We start from the raw sequence: 15863 nt of genomic DNA, 5'->3' as shown, positions 1-15863 counted from the left end.
CGCTTGGGGCGTGTGGCTGTCTAGAGCGTTTGGCTATGCTGGTGGTGGTCCAGCGGTGCCGTTTGCTGCGTTAGCCGTGATGCCGTGCTGCTGTGGCCGTTTGCCATCTTACCTGATGGCTTGCTCACTTGACCGGAACGCTGGACCGGTTTCTACCCGAAGTCAATGGCGGACTGCCTGCGAGCCTCGCGGATGCGAAGCGGTCAGCCAACGTCTGGCGGCGAACGTCCCATTTCTTCCTTCGCCGGCAAGCGCGCGCCAGCCTTACATAGGACTTACACAACGAAAAAGGCCATCCGGTGAGGATGGCCTAAGTCGTTGCTTTACATGGTGGCCGGGGACGGAATCGAACCGCCGACACGGGGATTTTCAATCCCCTGCTCTACCAACTGAGCTACCCGGCCAGAATTGGGCAACCGCGAGGGTTGCTGGTGTCACGTGGAGCCGCGCATTAAACCTAATACGCGGGTTTTCGTCAAGACTCGGTGTCGGGTGCGACGTAGCCGGCGGGCTTTTCCGCGTCGCCGCCGAACAGGAATTTCTCCATCTCGGCGCTGAGGAACTGGCGGGCTTTCGGGTCTAGCGGGTTGAGGCGATTTTCGTTGATCAGCATGGTCTGGTGGGCCAGCCATTGCTGCCATGCGGGCTTGGAAATTTCGGCGTAGATGCGCTGGCCGAGTGGGCCGGGCCAGGGGGCGAAATCCAGGCCTTCGGCGTCGGTGCCAAGTTTGCTGCAATGGATGGTGCGACTCATGGTTTCGTTCCTTGTCGGCGCTGCCTTTGGGGAGCGGCCAGGGTGAAGAGGCTGGTTGCGGTGTTCGGGTCAGTCGATGTCGCTGACCTGGAGCAACAGACTGCGCACGGGTGCGGGCAGGCCGAGTGCGGTCAGTTCGTCGGCGCTGCACCAGCGCAGGTGCGGATTATCGGCGATGCCGTGCTGTGCTGTCGCGCGGTCGAACAGCAGTGGCTCGATCTGCAGTCGATAGTGGCTGAACACGTGGGTGAACGGCGTGAGGGTTTGCGCGTCGTCGATCCGTGCATGTTGCTGCGCGATGCGCCACGCCGCGTCGGGATCGGCTGCTTCGGGCAGACTCCACAGGCCCGACCACACGCCTTGCGGGCCACGTCGCTCGAGCAGCACGCGGCCGCGTGCATCACGCAGCACCAGCATGACGGTGGCGCGGGTGGGGATGCGCTTGGCTGGTTTGCGGCTGGGTAGCTGCGCGGTGAGGTCGTCGCGATGGGCGATGCAGTCGCTGGCCAGCGGACAGCTCTCGCAGCGCGGACGCGAGCGCACGCAGACGGTGGCGCCCAGATCCATGATGGCCTGGGTGTAGTCGGCGACTCGTGTCTTAGGCGTGTGTGCTTCGGCGTACTGCCATAGCTGCTTCTCTACTGCGCTCTGGCCGGGGTGGCCATGGATGCCGTGGTAGCGGGTGAGTACGCGCTTGACGTTGCCGTCGAGGATCGCGAAGCGCAGGCCGTGTGCCTGCGCCAGGATCGCGCCGGCGGTGGAGCGGCCGATGCCCGGTAACGCGCTGAGCGCGTCATAGTCGCGCGGCAGTTCGCCGCCATGCTGGGCGACGCAGAGCTGTGCGGCACGGTGCAGGAAGCGCGCGCGGCGGTAGTAGCCGAGGCCAGACCACAGCGCGAGCACGGTGTCTTCGTCGGCGGCGGCGAGATCACGCAAAGTCGGCAGCGCGTTGACGAAGCGCTCGAAATAGCCGACGACGGTGGCAACCTGGGTCTGCTGCAGCATCACTTCGGATAGCCAAACGCGGTACGCATCGCGCCGGCCTGGCTCCGTGCTGCGCTGCCATGGCAGATCTTTGCGACCGTGCTGGTCGAACCAGCGCAGCAGGCGTGTGGCTACCGTCATGGGTTCTTGCTGGCGGCGGGTTTGGCTGGCGCGGCGGTGCTGCTGGCGGCGGGCACATCATCGCCGGCCTGCAGAGTGAATCCTTCGATGCTGATGTCGTCGGTCTCGATTTTTGCGGCTTCAAGATGGCCGCTGGCCGGCGGCAGCGTAAGCGGTGATCCCTGCTTGTCGCCGAGCTGGCTCCACCAATGCGCCAATGCCAGCGGTGGCAGGCGCATATCGGCGTGATTGTCCGGGCCGTCCAGCTTCAGCGCGAGCAATAGAGGATTGTTTTCATCGGCCGGCGTCAAAACCAGCGAGATGCCGTATTGGCCGGCCTTGGCCTGTTCGAGCCTGCCGGCGAGGTTTGCCGACACGTCAGCTTCGGCGTGCCAGTGCGCGTTGCCGGTCAGTTGAAGTGTCAGCGTCGTGCCCTGTGACAGCTGCAGCGCGATGTTGTCCAGTTGCAAGGTATTGCCCTGGATGCGCGGAATGGCGGACAGCTGCAATTGAAGCGGCGTACCGGCGGCGCTGGTAGCCGACATGTGCAGCAGAAACGTCTGACCCGAGATAAGGCTGCCGGCTTCGAGGGCGACATTGTCGAGCAGCACTTTATTGCCACGCACCACGCTGCCACGCTCGATGCTGACGCCGGTGTCGATGCGCGGGATGTTGGGCGCGCTGCCTTCCGGCCGCGCGGGCAACCCGGCAAGCCATGCCTGCAGCGCGTCCAGATCCACCCTGGGCGCATCGATCTGCAGTTGCGTGATGACGGTCGGGCCACCGAACAGCGTGCGCCATGGCAACGCCAGACGGCCGCGTGCAGCGAGCAGGATCGGCGCGTTGGCATCCTGTGCGCTGATGGTGATGCCGTACAGATCCAGCGCCGGGCGCGGAAACAAGGTCGGCGTGGCCGGGTTGGCCAGGTGCAGTTCAAGCCCGGCGGCGCGCGCCTGCGTTTGCAGCATGGCGGTGAAGCGATCGGGCTGCAGGAGAAGATCGGCCGCGACAACGGCGACCAGCACAGCCGCCATCACGAGGCCGCCAAGCACGAGCAGGATCAGTCGCAACCGACGCGCCATCGTTCAGCCTCGCGCCGGCCGGGGTTCAATCATGGCTGGGTTCATTGCGGCCGAGGTTCGCAGGCAGCAGGCCGTCGACAAATGCTTCGGCCTCGAACACGCGCAGGTCGGTGGCGGTTTCGCCCAGACCGACATAGCGGATCGGCAAGCCGAATTCGCGCGCCAGCGCAAACACCACGCCACCCTTGGCGGTGCCGTCCAGCTTGGTCACGACCAGGCCGGTGACGCCGACGATCTGGCGGAACTGGCGTACTTGGCTCACGGCGTTCTGGCCGGTGGTGCCGTCGATCACCATCAGCACTTCGTGCGGCGCGTTGACGTCCAGCTTCTTCAGGACGCGGGCAATCTTGCCCAGCTCATCCATCAGACCGCCCTGCGTGTGCAGTCGGCCCGCGGTGTCGGCGATCAGCACGTCGATGTTGCGCGAGCGTGCGGCTTGCAGCGCATCGAAGATCACGCTGGCCGAATCGGCGTCCTGGCCTTGCGAAATCACCGGGACCTGGTTGCGCTCGCCCCAGGTTTTCAGCTGCTCTACTGCGGCGGCGCGGAAGGTGTCGCCGGCGGCAAGCATCACCGCGTGATGCTCGTCGCGCCAGCGGCGGGCCAATTTACCAATGGTGGTGGTCTTGCCAGCGCCGTTGATGCCGACGGTGAGCACCACGAACGGGTGGTGACCGCGGATATCCAGCGGCTTCTCGACCGGCTTGAGCAGGGCAACCAGCGATTTGCGCAGGGCGGCGAGCAGCGCCGGCGCATCGGCAAACTCGCGCTTGTGCATGCGTTTGCGCAGGTCTTCGACCAGTTCGGTACTGGCCTCGATGCCGACGTCAGCGGTGATCAGGGTGGTTTCCAGCTCGTCGAGCAGATCGTCGTCGAGCTTGGGGTGACGCACGAACAGCGTGGCCAGGCCGCGCGCGAACGCGTTGCCGGACAGCCGGTCGCGCCAGCTTCGCTTCGGCGCTACGGGGGCCTCCGCTGCTGCCGTAACTTCGGTGGTTGCCGCATTGCTACCGAGTGGGCCGGCCAGGGGCTTGCTGTCGGTGTGCGTGTGGGCAGGCGAGGGGACTTGCACCAGCGCCTCGTTCAACACCGGGTCGGCGCTATCCGTCGCTGCAGCGTCGAGTGGCGCCGTGACGGTGGCGGGTTGCTCCGAACTCGTTTCGGCGGGTTTCTTCTTCCAGAACTTGAGCATTGCGGCTGTGATTCAAAGACAATGGGCGGCATGCTAACACTCCAACCTGTACCGCCCCGTGAGAGCCCGGCGCCACGGTGGCGCGCATGAGCGATCGACACGCCGCGGCACCCGGGCGCATCCGCATCATCGGCGGCACTTTGCGCAATTCGCGTCTCAACGTTCCTGATCTGCCGGGCCTGCGGCCCACCGCCGAACGGGTGCGCGAAACGCTGTTCAACTGGCTGGCACCGGTTATCGCCGGTGCGCGCTGCCTTGATTTGTGCGCGGGTACCGGTGCGCTTGGCATCGAGGCACTGTCACGCGGTGCCGCCAGCGTGCAATTCGTCGAACGCGATGCGCACGCGGTGCAGGCGTTGCGCGCCAATCTCGAGCGGCTCAAGACGACCGGTGGCCAGGTTGCGGCGGCTGAAGCGGGATTGTTTCTGCAAGGGGTGCCGCAGCCGCAGGATCTGGTGTTTCTCGATCCGCCGTTTACCCTGGGTCTGTGGACGACGCTGGCGCAGCAGCTGGAACAGGGCGGCTGGCTGTCCGCGCAGGCGTGGATTTATGTGGAATCGTCGCGCGCCAGCGCGCCGGCGTTGCCGTTGAACTGGCGATTGCACCGCGAAGGCCACGCCGGCGAGGTGCATTTTGCGCTTTATCAGCGCTAGGGATGCAGGGCCATTCGTGCTGTACATGAGCCCGGGGAGGAGGCGCCACGCCTGAGCTTCCGTTAAGCTAGGGCTACTTTTCGCTGCCGTTTCGTCTCGTGAACAAACCTTTGGCCAATCCGCGTCTGGCTGTCTATCCAGGCACCTTCGATCCGATCACTAACGGTCATGCAGATCTGGTGGCACGCGCTGCGCCGTTGTTCGACCGGGTGGTGGTGGCCGTGGCCGACAGCTCCAGCAAGGGGCCGGGCTTCAGCATCAACGAGCGGATTACCCTGGCGCGACTGGCGCTGGCCGACTTGCCGAACGTGGAGGTGCGCGGCTTCGATTGCCTGCTGGCCACCTTCGTTGAGGAAATCGGTGCAGGGGTGATTATCCGGGGACTGCGTGCGGTGTCCGATTTCGAATACGAATTCCAGCTGGCCAGCATGAATCGCCATCTGATTCCGCAGGCGGAAACACTGTTTCTGACGCCGGCGGAGCAATACAGTTTCATTTCCTCGTCGCTGGTGCGCGAGATCGGCCGTCTCGGCGGCGATATCTCCGGTTTCGTGCATCCGGCGGTACAACAGGCCATGCGGCAGCGCTGGCAGAAGAGCCGGTCTGGCTCCAACAAGCAATCCGAAATAGAAGGTGATCACTATGCGTAAGTTCGCTCTCATTGCTGCCGTCGCACTGGCCGCTGCGTTGACCCTCAGTGCCTGTGGCAAGCAGGAGGACGATCAGCAGGCCGCCCCGCAGGTACAGCAGGCGGTCAAGCCGACCAGTCCCACTGACACCAAGGCCTGGAATGCCTACCTCGGCCAGCTCGTACAGAACAACATGCAGGGCATGACCGCCAGCCAGCCGTATGCCTACATGGTGACCCCGGGTGTCAGCGATGACGACAAGGCCCAGAACGACCGTCAGCTGCAGAGCGTGCAGGACACCGTCGCCCGCGGCGTGCTGCCGGGCAATCTGCTGGCCTTCGCCGGTCAGGATTCCAGCAAGACCGCTGACCTGGTCACGGCGGCATTCAAGGATGCCAAGGCCGGCTCGTTCAAGGGCGTAATCGTCCTGTTCATTGGCGACAAGGCCGACGAGCAGCGCGTCACCGACACCTTGAAGGCGACTGGTGCGACTGTTCGCTTCGTCGCCATGTGATGACCCTCGTCCCCGCCGGTCATGCCGGCGCGGATGATACCGGCCACCGTTTCCCGCATGGATGGGGCGTGGTCGCGGGGTGGTCGCCGTTGGCGGCCCGTGCGCTATCCCCGAGCGTCAAACCCCAGCATGTAGTATCGACTGCCATGTCCCTGAAAATCCTCGACACCTGCGTCAATTGCGACGTCTGCGAACCGGTTTGCCCGAACAAGGCAATCTCGTTGGGCGAGGAGTATTACGTGATCGACCCGGCGCTATGCACCGAGTGCGTCGGTCACCATGACGAGCCGCAGTGCGTGGTGGTGTGTCCGGTCGAGTGCATCATCACCGACCCCGCACACGTCGAGTCGTCGGAACAGCTCACCCTCAAATACCAATACCTGATGGCCAAGGAGTCAGCGGCATGAGTTTCCCCCTGCGTTGGCGGCTGCCGTCGTTGAGTCGGCCGTCATTGGGCGCGCTTTCGTTGAGCCTGTTGCTGGTTGGCGGCGCCGCATTTGCTGCCGATGGACTCCAGCAAGACGGATCCCGGAAAACCGCTGCGGCGGCCACTGCTCCAAGTCCACAAGCACAACAACGCCCCGGCCACGCGGGCATCGCCAGCGCGAATTTCCTAGCTACCAATGCCGGTCTCGAAGTGCTGGCCAAGGGCGGTAATGCGTTTGATGCGGCGATTGCGGTGGCGTCCACGCTGTCGGTGGTCGAGCCGGAGAGTTCCGGAATCGGCGGCGGCTTCATGGCGGTGCTGCATCGGGCGAAGGATGACCACGACGTATTCATCGATGCCCGCGAAGCAGCGGCCGCTTCGGTCAATCCCAAGGAATATCTCAACCCGGATGGCACCCCGAATCGCGATGCCGCGTTGAAGGGGCCGCTTTCTGCTGGCATCCCCGGCGAACCGGCTGGACTGGCCCTGATTGCCAAGCGTTACGGCAAGCTGTCCTTGAAGCAGTCGCTGGCGCCGGCGATTCGTATCGCGAGCGAGGGATTCCAGCCGGATCCACGCATGCGCGGGGCGATTGCCGCAGAACAGAAAGACCTGCAACGTTGGCCGGCCTCGGCAGCGAAGTATCTGCCGAATGGCACGCCGCCGACCGACGGTGCGCTCTGGCACGATCCGGATCAGGCACACACGCTGGAGCTGCTTGCCGAACAGGGCAGCGATGGATTTTATCGTGGCGCCACGGCGGACAAGCTGATCGCCGCGGTACATGCTGCCGGCGGTAACTGGACGCTGGCTGATCTCGCCAGCTATCAGGCGAAAGAGCGCACGCCACTGACCGTGAACTATCGCGGTTACCGCATCGTCACCGCGCCACCGCCGTCGTCCGGCGGCGTGGCGATCGTCGAGATCCTCAACATCCTGTCCGGTTTCGACTTGGGCAAGCTCGACCAGGGACATCGTGTGCATCTGGTCGTCGAGGCCATGCGTCGTGCGTTCCGCGATCACAACGACTATCTGGGCGACCCGGATTTCGTGAAGATGCCGCTGGACATGCTGCTGTCGCCGTACTACGCCGATGGTCTGCGCCAGAGCATCCTGCCGGATCGGGCCACACCGTCGTCGATGCTGCCACCGGCCGCGGCCAGCGAACCGGGCATGCACACCACGCATTTCTCGATCATCGATGCCGACGGCAACATGGCTGCCGTCACCGCCACGGTGAACTACACGATGGGGTCCACCTTCGTCGCGAGCGGCACCGGCGTGTTGTTGAACGACGAGATGGATGATTTTGCGCTCGTGCCGAACCAGCCCAATGTCTACGGCCTGCTCGGCAACGTGGCGAATGCGCCGGCGCCCGGCAAACGCATGCTGTCGTCGATGTCGCCGAGCATCGTGATCGGCGCCGATCGCACCGCCGTGATCGGCTCGCCCGGCGGCTCGACCATCATCACCCAGGTGCTGGAAGGCATCCTGCATTTCATCGACGGCGAAAGCGCGCAGCAGATCGTCGCGCACAAGCGCTTCCATCATCAGTACATGCCTGACGATGTCAGCGTGGAGAACGGTACGTTCGATGCGGCGACCACCGAGCAACTGACAAAGATGGGCTACACCATGAAGCAGCGCGAGTCCTGGGGCTTCATGAACGTGGTCACCTGGGATCGCAAGACCAACCAGCTCGATGCGGCCAGCGATCCGCGTCATCCCTCGGGCCTCGGCAAGGTGCAGTAGCAGCGCCATGGAACTGTTCTCGCTGATCGGCAACTCACAGCAGCTGGATGGCGGCGCCATGTTTGGCAACGCTCCCAGGGCACTGTGGTCGCGCTGGATTGCGCCGGATGAGCAGAACCGTATACCGCTGGCCTGCCGTTGCCTGCTGGCGAAAGGTTTGGACGGCCGTAATGTGTTGTTCGAGACCGGCATTGGCGCGTTTTTCGAGCCCGCGTTGCGCGAGCGTTATGGTGTGGTCGAGTCGCAGCATGTGCTGCTCGATTCGCTGGCAGCTGTCGGTCTGACGCATGAAGAGATCGACGTGGTGGTGCTGTCGCACCTGCACTTCGATCATGCCGGTGGCTTGCTGGCGGCATGGGAAGCAGATCAACCACTGCGACTGTTGTTTCCGAATGCGCGCTTCGTGGTGGGCGCCGAACATTGGCGCCGCGCACTCGAACCGCATCCGCGTGACCGCGCTTCGTTTATCCCCGAATTGCAGTTGCTGCTCGAAGCCAGCGGTCGACTGGAACTGGTCGATGGCGAGTATTCGCAGACACTCGGGCAAGCGGTGCATTTCAGCTTTTCGGACGGCCATACGCCGGGCCTGATGCTGGCCGAAGTAGGTGGCGTGGTGTTCTGCGCCGACCTGATCCCGGGCCGTTTCTGGGTGCATCTGCCGATCACCATGGGTTATGACCGCTGGCCGGAGAAACTGATCGACGAGAAGCGCGTTTTTCTCGAAGACAAGCTGGCGCGCGATGTGCGGCTGTTCTTCACGCATGACCATGATTGCGCGGTGGCACAGCTGACCCGTGACGAGCGCGGTCGCTTCGGTACCACCAACGAACAACGCGTACTGAGCGGTGCGCTGCTGCAACCTCTGGCTGGAGCGGCTTGATGGATCTTGGACGATGGACGCCCGCGCGCGCCCTGGCGCGCAGTTGCATCGGTGCATTGCTGATGCTGGCTGGCGTCGGGCTGATGGCGATGACGGCACGCGGCCTGCTCAACTATCGAGCGGCCGCGGAGCGGCATGGCGGTGAGGTGATCGACCTCGATGCCGATGTCGGTCCGCAAGTCGGCCAGCACGGCTTCATGGCGAGAGTTGTCGGAACGCCCGTCGTGGTGGAGGCTCCGACGGACCCCGAATTCAATCTGCGCGTGAGTACCCCGGTGCTGGTGCGCAACGTGGAAATGTTCCAGTGGCGCGAAGTGCGCATTGGCAATGAAGTGCATTACGAGCAGGACTGGGTGGGTCGATTGCTCGATGCCAGTCACTTCGAGAGGCCGGCCGGGCATGCCAATCCCAGCAGCTTTCCGCTCAGCAGCAAACAGTTCGATGCCGGCTTGGTACAGGTCGGCGGCTTCGCACTGTCGCCAGAGGTGCTGCACGCATTGCCCAGTTCGCAGCAGGCGACACCCGACCTGAAAGCGCTGCCGGCAAATCTCGCCGCCAGCTTCAGCCAATATCAGAATTACCTGGTGACCAGCGCGACTCCAGGCGATCCGCGAGTGGGCGATGTGCGGGTGAGCTGGAATGAAGTGCCGCAGCAGCAGGTGACGATTGTGGCGCGCATCGATGGCGGTCGGCTGGTAGCGGCCGCCGATACGGCAGATGGCAAAGGCCTGGATGTGGAGGTCGGCGATGCGCCGTTACTCGACATCTTTCCCGATCTCCCCGTGCCACCAGGATTCGTGCTGATCAAGCAGGTATTGGCCGTGTTGCTGGCCGCAATTGGCGCGCTTCTGCTGCTTCATGCTTACGGCGTCCGACGCGATCCGCTGCTGGCGCTCGCGGTGGGCGCATTGGCGGTAGGCCTGGTGGCCAGCGTGTTGTGGCTTGGTAACGACAGTCAGGCTATGGGTTACTGGCTGCTGGTCACGTTGCTTGGCGCGGCGGTGGCGGCTTGGCGCTGGAAGCAACTTCAGCGACGGCAGACGGACAACGATTGACTTGCGTATGAATGCAACCGGCAGGCGATGCCTGTCGCTGGCGGATAGCGCGAGCTGTTGCTTGCTGTTCTTGTAGGAGCGCACGCTGTGCGCGATGCTCTTGTGGGAGCGACTGAAGTCGCTCCCACAAAATCTCGCGAGCGGATCTAAGCAAAGAACAGCCGTCTAGACGTCTATCGGTGTGGGCTGTCGCAAATTGGCGTGTTCGATAAACCAGAGTCCGGCGAACAGTTTCGGATCGATCGAATAGCCTTCGGCGGCGCGCGCGAATAGCCAGGCGCCTGCCTCGCGGCGCGGCACCTCGTGCACCACAATGTTCTCTGATTCATCGCCGCCGCCCGGACCAACCTTTTCCAGATCCCAGGCACGCACAAACGTGATCATCTCGGTGCTCATGCCGGATGAAGAGGGGCCGCGGTGGACAAATTCCACCCGCTGGCAGCGGTAGCCGGTTTCCTCTTCCAGTTCACGCTGCGCGGCAAGCAAGGCGCTTTCGTCGACTTGGTCGGCCATGTCGCCGACCAGCCCGGCCGGCATCTCGATAGTGTTCTGCAGGATCGACACGCGGTACTGTTCGACAAACAGCACCGTGTCATCGGGGGTTACCGCCAGGATGATCACCGCGCCGCCGGGGTTGTTGCGCTCGGCATACTCCCAGCGGCCGCGTTTGCGCAGGCTCAGCCAACGGCCTTCATACAGGGTTTCCACGGGTGCGCTGGCATCGGCGGGAATGCGGTTTGTATGGTCGTTCATGAGTGGCCACGGATCAGGGTGCAGCGCACATGTTGACCTGCGCGGCCGGTCCTCACAACCGGCGTGGACATGTTCTCAGCGCAGCAACGCACGCAGCCGGCTGCGGGTGAATGCGCCAAACCCCAATTGTTCGCACAGGCTGTCGAGCGAGCCGGGTTCGCTGGGCCGGCGCAGCAGTGACTCGACGCTGATGGCTCCGGGCGCATCCAGTGCGATGCGGGTAAGCCGGCGATACAGCCGTGCCTGTTCGGCGTGTTCGCGTAGTTTCGCGGCACAGGTGGCGGCACCGCGCAGGCGAAGAAAGGCGACTTCGTCGATGCGGTCGAGCAGGGTGTCCAGGCTGCCGAAATGGGTGAGCAGTGCGGCGGCGGTTTTTGCGCCGACACCGGGTACGCCAGGAATGTTGTCGACCGCATCGCCGCATAGCGCGAGGTAGTCCGCAACCTGGTGCGGGTGTACGCCCAGCTTTTCGTGGACGCCGGCTGGCCCCCAGCGCGTGCTGCGGGCGTAGTCCCATTGTTCGTCGTGTTCGCCGAGCAGCTGGCCGAAATCCTTGTCGGCGGAGACGATCACGCTGCGCCAGCCTAGTGCGCGCAGGTTCCACACCGTACTTCCGATCAAGTCATCGGCTTCGAAGCTGTGGTCGATCATCACCTGGATGCCAAGCGCCTCGGTGATCGCGCGACATTGCACGAACTGTCGCTCCAGGTCCGGTGGCGGCAACTCGCGATTGGCCTTGTAAGACGGATAGATCGCGTTGCGGAACGAGCTGGTCAGCGAGGCATCGAATGCGACTGCGATGTGCTCGGGCTGTGCGCGTTCCAGCAGCTCGCACAGAAAACGGGTGTAGCCATGCACGGCGTTGACCGGATGACCCTCGGCATCGAAAAACTCGTTCGGCATCGAATGCCAGGCGCGAAACACATACAGGCTGCCATCGACGAGATGGACGGCCGGCGGCAGGTTTGCGGGCCCGCTGGACGGTGCGTTCACGACGTCCATGTGCTGAACACGTCGGCCAGGGCCGGACGGTCGCGATCGGGCACTTCGATTTGCGGCGTGCCCATGTGGACGAAGCCGATCACATGTTCGTTCTCGGTCAGCTTGAGGATGGAGGCCACCTCACGATTGTAGGCGGCCCAGCCGGTCAGCCATTGCGCGCCAAACCCCAGCGCGTAGGCACCCAGCAAAAGGTTGTAGGCCACGTTGCCGGCACAGAGTTTCTGCTCGATTTCGGGAATCTTGCTGTCAGCCTGCAGGCTGGCGATCACAACGATGACCAGCGGAGCAAAGGTGTAGCGCAAGCGCTCCTTCTCGTACTTGGCTTCAGACAATTCAGGATTGTTGCGGATGGCGATAGCACTCAACTGTTCGCCAAAGCGCAGCTTCGCGTCGCCGTGCAGACGGATCAACCGGAATGGCACCAGCTTGCCGTGGTCGGGCACGCGGATCGCCGCTTCGAGCAGTGCCCGCAGCGTGGCTTCATCCGGTGCCGGTTCGCCGAGCTGACGCGAAGGGGCGGAATGGCGTTGCTGAAGCAGGGAGAGGGCGGCGGGCATGGGCGAACTCAGCGGTGCAGGGATGCCCATGCTAACTGGCGCTCCGCCAGCGCGCGAACCATTACGCCACCGGCAGCGGCAATTTGAACGAGCCCGGCAGCAAGGCCTCGACGGTGGTTTCCTGCAGATCGCCGTGCAGATTGCTCAGCAGCACGGGCATCGCGTCATCGCACAGTTCCGACATCACCTGGCGGCAGGCGCCGCAGGGGCTGATCGGGTCGGGGGTATCGCCGATCACCGCCAGCGCCGCGAAATCGCCGGGTTGGCAACCGGCGGCCACCGCACTGAACAGCGCCGTGCGCTCGGCGCAGTTGCATAGGCCGTAAGACGCGTTTTCCACATTGCAGCCGCTGAACTGGCGGCCATCGCGGGTCAGCAGCGCCGCACCCACAAGAAAGCGCGAATACGGTGCATAGGCTTGCTGGCGTGCGCTACGTGCCAGGGTCAGCAAGTCATGGAAAGCGTTGGGGGATAAAGACATCCGGATTTCCTTGTGGAGACGCTGCCGAGTGATGACCCCGTGCAGCGCGAGCCGCATCTGCCGGCTAGCCAGCTTACTCTTCTCATCCTGGCCGGATCAAAACCTCTCGGCCTCAAGTCCCGCTAAGATGTTCAAACCAACGAGGGGTATTGCACCATGCCGATCACCGTAGCCGCTTTGCGTGAAACCGCTGCCGGGGAGCGCCGCGTGGCCATCACGCCGGAAATGGCCAAGAAGTTTCGCGGCAAGGGTCTGCGCGTGTTGCTTGAGCATGATGCGGGCCGCAGCGCTGGCTTCCCGGACAGTGCCTATGCCGAAGTCGAGTTTGCCGATGCGGCTGGCGTGCTGGCGCAGGCCGACCTGCTCGCTTGCGTATTGCCGCCTGACGACACCGTTTTTGCCGGGCTGCGCGAGGGCAGCGTGGTGGTGGGCCAGTTGCGTCCGTATGGCGCAGCCGAGCGCATCGCGGCAATCACCGCGCGTAAATTGACCGCGTTCTCGCTGGAACTGCTGCCGCGTACAACGCGCGCCCAGGCGATGGACGTACTGAGTTCGCAGGCGGCAGTTGCCGGCTACCGCGCCATGCTGATAGCCGCCGAGGCGGCGCCGAAATTCTTTCCGATGCTGACCACCGCGGCCGGCACCATCCGGCCGTCCAAAGTGCTGGTGATCGGCGCAGGCGTGGCTGGCCTGCAGGCGATCGCCACTGCGCGTCGGCTGGGGGCGCAGATTGAAGGGTATGACGTGCGTCCGGAAACCCGCGAACAGGTGGAATCGCTGGGCGCGAAGTTTCTCGAATTGGGCGTCAGCGCAGCGGGCACCGGCGGTTACGCACGTGAACTTTCCGCCGAAGAGCGCGCCGCACAGCAGCAGGCGCTGGCCGAGCATCTGAAATCGATCGATGTGATTGTGACCACGGCGGCGGTACCTGGCCGGCCGGCACCGAAGATCCTCACCGCAGCGATGGTCGAAGGCATGAAGCCGAGCGCCTTGATCGTGGACTTGGCTGCCGAGAGCGGCGGCAACTGCGAACTGACCCGGCCGGGCGAGCGGGTCGAGCATACTGGCGTGACGATTCTCGGCCCGCTGAACCTGGCTGCCGGTGCGCCGTTGCATGCGTCGGAGATGTACGCCCGCAATGTCTACAACTTCTGCGAGCTGCTGATCCGTGACGGTGCGTTGCAGCCGGACTTCGCCGACGAACTGGTCGCCAAAAGCTGCCTGAGCCACGCCGGCGAAGCACGCGTGTAGGAGCGCACCCTGTGCGCGAAAAGCCCCAAGTAGAAAGTAACCTGTGGGAGCGACTTCAGTCGCGATGCTTTTAGAGCTATCGCGACTGAAGTCGCTCCCACAAGAGCGTTCGCGAGCAGGTTGGGGTGAGCGCAGCGATGCCCAACAAACACCTCAAGCAGCCCGCCGAGACGTTGGGCTTCCCTACGCTCACCACCAACCCATGTAACGAGTAGCACCCGCGCACTGCGGGGTCGGTTATCGATGGTTGTGCGGCGGAGGTGGGACGTCGGCGCCGGAATGTTTCAGCCACTGCATACGTTGATTTGGAGGCAGTGCCTGCCATTGGCGGATCAGCTGCTCGCGCTGTTGCGGGGGCAGCTGCTGAAAGCGTTCAAACGCGGCGTGCAGCTCTTCGCGCTGAGCTGGCGGCAGCTGGCGGAACTTGCTCTGGTTGTCGCGTGCCACCCGGCGTTGTTCCGGCGTCATCTGCTGCCAGCGGGCGATGCGCTCGCGGATTTCTTCGCGCTTTGCCGGTGACTGGGTGGTCCAGACTTCGGCGCGTTTCAGCATGATCGCCTGTCGACGCGGTGGCAGGGTGTCCCATTTATCCTGCAAGGGCGCCAACACGTCGCGTTGCGCCGGATCGAGGCTGCTCCACGGGTGCGCCACCATGTCATTCCCGGACGGCGGCGGCCCAGCCTGCGCATGCAGCGGCGCAGCGAGCGCACCACCGAATAGCGCAGCGAACAGCAAGGGCAGACTCAACGAACGGGATCGGGTCATGGTTCAGTGCTTCGCCGGCTGATCATGCGGACTGCCGTTGGCGGCCAGCCAGCCGTAGAAATCGAGGTTCTGGTAGAGGTTCGGGTCGGTCTTGTCGGCGTCTGGCGGCAGTTCGGTATCCATGTCGACGCTCGAACCGGGCATGCCGACGACCTGCTTCGACGAGGTTACCGTGTCGTGCGGCACGGGCTGCCACACCATCAAGGTGGCCAGCGCGATCGCCGCAAACGCGCCGGTTGGAATCAACCAGCGGGTGGCATGATGTTTTGGCGCCTGCGCCGCTGCCAGCGCATGCCTGCGCGCGGCACGCAGCCGGCCGGCGGTGACCGGGTCGATACGCTGACTTGCCTCATGATAGAGCTCGCGAGCGCGCTGTTCGAGATGTTTGTCGAGCGAGTTCATCGCCAGTCCTCCAGTTGGTCGCGCAAATGATGCATGGCGCGCGACAGATGGGTTTTTACGCTGCCTTTGGAGCAGCCCATCGCATCGGCGGTTTCCGCCACGTCCAGCCCCTCCAGCATGCGCAGCATGAAAGCTTCGCGCTGGCGTTGCGGCAATTGCCTTACCGCTGCTGCCATATCCGCATACGACTGCCGGTCCTGCAGGCGATCGAGCGGACCAGGGCTGCGATCGGCGGGCTCCCACGTGGGCAGCTCGTCGCCGTCGCTGTCACGGCCACCGCCAAGCCAGCCAACCACGATCGAGCGCACCTTGCGCCGGCGCTGCAGGTCGACAACACGGCGGCGCAGGATGCCCCAGAACAGCGGTGGCCATTCCACGGCGGGTTTGTCGCGGTAGTGCTTGACCAGCCGCAGCATGGCGTCCTGCACGGCATCCATGGCGTCCTCCCGATGGCGCAACTGCAGCTCGGCCATGCGGAACGCCCGCCGCTCCACCTGCGCCAGGAACGCATCCAGTGTGGCAGGCACTTCGGCTGCACTCTCGATCAACAATTCCGCGTCGAGCATGCCGGCTACGCTGCTCATGGCCGCATCGTCGGTTGATGCATCCT

General features: G+C 64.1%; 19 protein-coding genes and 1 tRNA gene. 8 read left to right on the top strand and 12 right to left on the bottom strand.

Going from position 1 to position 15863, the window contains the following annotated elements; translation table 11 throughout:
• Positions 1-328: 328 nt before the first annotated feature.
• The 5 genes from HDE77_RS17890 to ftsY form a co-directional block, all read right to left on the bottom strand.
• Positions 329-404: transfer RNA gene (locus HDE77_RS17890), tRNA-Phe, on the bottom strand.
• Between the two features lie 71 nt (positions 405-475).
• The gene (locus tag HDE77_RS17885) at positions 476-754 is read right to left on the bottom strand and encodes an oxidative damage protection protein (RefSeq protein WP_184419271.1); all 279 of its coding nucleotides are present in this window, start codon (positions 752-754) and stop codon (positions 476-478) included.
• Positions 755-823: 69 nt separating this feature from the next.
• Positions 824-1879: an A/G-specific adenine glycosylase gene (gene mutY / locus HDE77_RS17880; RefSeq protein WP_184419270.1), complete on the bottom strand. Its 1056-nt coding sequence runs from the start codon at positions 1877-1879 to the stop codon at positions 824-826.
• Positions 1876-2940 carry a membrane assembly protein AsmA gene (locus tag HDE77_RS17875; protein WP_184419269.1) on the bottom strand — a complete coding sequence of 355 codons (1065 nt, stop codon included), beginning with the start codon at positions 2938-2940 and terminating at the stop codon, positions 1876-1878. Before HDE77_RS17875 ends, mutY begins: the two co-directional genes overlap by 4 nt.
• A gap of 25 nt (positions 2941-2965) precedes the next feature.
• On the bottom strand, positions 2966-4132 hold the full coding sequence (gene ftsY, locus HDE77_RS17870) for a signal recognition particle-docking protein FtsY (protein ID WP_184419268.1): 1167 nt from the start codon (positions 4130-4132) through the stop codon (positions 2966-2968).
• 86 nt (positions 4133-4218) lie between these two features.
• Between ftsY and rsmD the strand changes: the two genes are divergently transcribed.
• The 7 genes from rsmD (at position 4219) to HDE77_RS17835 (ending at position 10042) form a co-directional block, all read left to right on the top strand.
• A complete protein-coding gene (gene rsmD / locus HDE77_RS17865; RefSeq protein ID WP_184419267.1) occupies positions 4219-4785 on the top strand; it encodes a 16S rRNA (guanine(966)-N(2))-methyltransferase RsmD in 567 nt (188 codons plus the stop codon).
• Between the two features lie 110 nt (positions 4786-4895).
• Complete coding sequence (gene coaD / locus HDE77_RS17860; RefSeq protein ID WP_184419311.1) at positions 4896-5435, top strand: pantetheine-phosphate adenylyltransferase; 540 nt, start codon at positions 4896-4898, stop codon at positions 5433-5435.
• On the top strand, positions 5428-5928 hold the full coding sequence (locus HDE77_RS17855) for a hypothetical protein (RefSeq protein ID WP_184419266.1): 501 nt from the start codon (positions 5428-5430) through the stop codon (positions 5926-5928). Before coaD ends, HDE77_RS17855 begins: the two co-directional genes overlap by 8 nt.
• 146 nt (positions 5929-6074) lie before the next feature.
• On the top strand, positions 6075-6335 hold the full coding sequence (locus HDE77_RS17850; RefSeq protein WP_184419265.1) for a YfhL family 4Fe-4S dicluster ferredoxin: 261 nt from the start codon (positions 6075-6077) through the stop codon (positions 6333-6335).
• Complete coding sequence (gene ggt, locus HDE77_RS17845) at positions 6332-8107, top strand: gamma-glutamyltransferase (protein ID WP_184419264.1); 1776 nt, start codon at positions 6332-6334, stop codon at positions 8105-8107. The genes HDE77_RS17850 and ggt overlap by 4 nt, the downstream gene beginning before the upstream one ends.
• Positions 8108-8114: 7 nt before the next feature.
• The gene (locus HDE77_RS17840) at positions 8115-8987 is read left to right on the top strand and encodes an MBL fold metallo-hydrolase (protein WP_184419263.1); all 873 of its coding nucleotides are present in this window, start codon (positions 8115-8117) and stop codon (positions 8985-8987) included.
• Complete coding sequence (locus HDE77_RS17835; protein ID WP_184419262.1) at positions 8987-10042, top strand: TMEM43 family protein; 1056 nt, start codon at positions 8987-8989, stop codon at positions 10040-10042. Before HDE77_RS17840 ends, HDE77_RS17835 begins: the two co-directional genes overlap by 1 nt.
• Before the next feature lie 165 nt (positions 10043-10207).
• On the opposite strand, the gene HDE77_RS17830 is transcribed toward HDE77_RS17835, so the two are convergent.
• The 4 genes from HDE77_RS17830 to cdd all read right to left on the bottom strand — a co-directional run bounded on the left by HDE77_RS17830 (position 10208) and on the right by cdd (position 12835).
• The gene (locus HDE77_RS17830) at positions 10208-10795 is read right to left on the bottom strand and encodes an NUDIX hydrolase (protein ID WP_184419261.1); all 588 of its coding nucleotides are present in this window, start codon (positions 10793-10795) and stop codon (positions 10208-10210) included.
• A 75-nt stretch (positions 10796-10870) separates the two neighbouring features.
• Positions 10871-11797, bottom strand: coding sequence for a 5'-3' exonuclease H3TH domain-containing protein (locus HDE77_RS17825; protein ID WP_184419260.1), 927 nt, complete (start codon positions 11795-11797; stop codon positions 10871-10873).
• On the bottom strand, positions 11785-12354 hold the full coding sequence (locus tag HDE77_RS17820) for a nitroreductase (protein ID WP_184419259.1): 570 nt from the start codon (positions 12352-12354) through the stop codon (positions 11785-11787). The genes HDE77_RS17825 and HDE77_RS17820 overlap by 13 nt, the downstream gene beginning before the upstream one ends.
• 61 nt (positions 12355-12415) lie before the next feature.
• Complete coding sequence (gene cdd / locus HDE77_RS17815) at positions 12416-12835, bottom strand: cytidine deaminase (protein WP_184419258.1); 420 nt, start codon at positions 12833-12835, stop codon at positions 12416-12418.
• A gap of 156 nt (positions 12836-12991) precedes the next feature.
• Between cdd and HDE77_RS17810 the strand changes: the two genes are divergently transcribed.
• Positions 12992-14086, top strand: a complete 1095-nt coding sequence (locus tag HDE77_RS17810) for an NAD(P) transhydrogenase subunit alpha (protein ID WP_184419257.1) — start codon at positions 12992-12994, stop codon at positions 14084-14086.
• 237 nt (positions 14087-14323) lie between these two features.
• Here HDE77_RS17810 and HDE77_RS17805 read toward each other — a convergent pair whose 3' ends face one another.
• Genes HDE77_RS17805 through HDE77_RS17795 form a run of 3 tightly spaced genes read right to left on the bottom strand, consistent with a single transcriptional unit; the run spans position 14324 to position 15837 of the window.
• Positions 14324-14851: a DUF3106 domain-containing protein gene (locus HDE77_RS17805; RefSeq protein WP_184419256.1), complete on the bottom strand. Its 528-nt coding sequence runs from the start codon at positions 14849-14851 to the stop codon at positions 14324-14326.
• Between the two features lie 3 nt (positions 14852-14854).
• Entirely contained in the window at positions 14855-15253 is a 399-nt protein-coding gene (locus HDE77_RS17800; protein ID WP_184419255.1) for a hypothetical protein, read from the bottom strand.
• Positions 15250-15837, bottom strand: a complete 588-nt coding sequence (locus tag HDE77_RS17795; protein WP_184419254.1) for an RNA polymerase sigma factor — start codon at positions 15835-15837, stop codon at positions 15250-15252. The genes HDE77_RS17800 and HDE77_RS17795 overlap by 4 nt, the downstream gene beginning before the upstream one ends.
• Positions 15838-15863 lie beyond the last annotated feature (26 nt).

It is taken from the genome of Rhodanobacter sp. MP7CTX1 (genome assembly GCF_014205795.1).
In the GTDB taxonomy this organism is placed as follows: domain Bacteria; phylum Pseudomonadota; class Gammaproteobacteria; order Xanthomonadales; family Rhodanobacteraceae; genus Rhodanobacter.
Note: the sequence above shows the minus strand (reverse complement) of the source record. Positions and strands in the feature narration are given on the sequence as shown.